This window comes from Vibrio sp. SG41-7, from assembly GCF_014164465.1.
Taxonomy (GTDB): domain Bacteria; phylum Pseudomonadota; class Gammaproteobacteria; order Enterobacterales; family Vibrionaceae; genus Vibrio; species Vibrio splendidus.
This window is the reverse complement of sequence record NZ_JACJFF010000323.1, coordinates 1-779: the sequence shown is the minus strand read 5'-3', so window position 1 is coordinate 779 and position 779 is coordinate 1. Positions and strand designations below refer to the sequence as shown.

At 41.3% G+C, this 779-nt stretch carries 1 protein-coding gene; it reads left to right on the top strand.

Going from position 1 to position 779, the window contains the following annotated elements:
• The first annotated feature begins 59 nt into the window (after positions 1-59).
• A protein-coding gene (locus tag H5300_RS26920; protein ID WP_182797379.1) for an IS1 family transposase occupies positions 60-757 on the top strand; the annotation gives its coding sequence in 2 pieces (ribosomal slippage) (positions 60-309 and positions 309-757; 699 coding nt in all).
• Positions 758-779: the final 22 nt, after the last annotated feature.

The window sequence follows — 779 nt, the reverse complement described above, 5'->3', positions numbered from 1 at the left end:
GGTCATGACTCCAATCTGTTGTTTTCTGTGGTAGAATCTACGTTTTTGGGGTACCAATCATGGCAACTATTCAGGTTAATTGTCGATTTTGCAGTCAGAGTAATGCTGTTCGAAAGCATGGTAAAGGGGTTGCTGGCTATCAACGCTTTCGATGCCTCGATTGTCAGCGTACTTTTCAGCTCGATTATGCTTACGAAGCAAGTAAACCTGGCGTTAAAGATAAAATTCTTGAAATGGCAATGAATAGCTCTGGCGTCAGAGATACTGGCCGTGTGTTGAAAGTCGCTTACAACACCGTTTTACGCACTTTAAAAAACTCTCACCTAGACAAGTAACGACAATACCTTTTGATATCGCTAACATTGAGTTGATATGTGAGGTCGATGAACAATGGTCGTTTGTTGGTAATAAGAAAAATCAACGTTGGCTTTGGTATGCTTGGGAGCCTAGATATAAACGCATCATTGCCCACGCTTTTGGTAAAAGAGACACCGAGGCATTTAATCAACTACAACGTCTTCTATCGAAGTTTACCATTCCTTTTTATTGTACCGATGACTACCGCGTTTATTCAGCGAACCTACCGAGTGAAAAACACATCATCGGCAAGCGGTATACACAAAGGATAGAAAGAACCAATCTTACCCTAAGAACTCGCTTAAAGAGACTCGTTCGAAAAACTATCGGTTTCTCGAGATCAGAAGAAATGCACGATAAGGTCATCGGCACCTTTATCGAACGAGAGTTTTACCATTAATCAACAGATTGGAGTCATGACC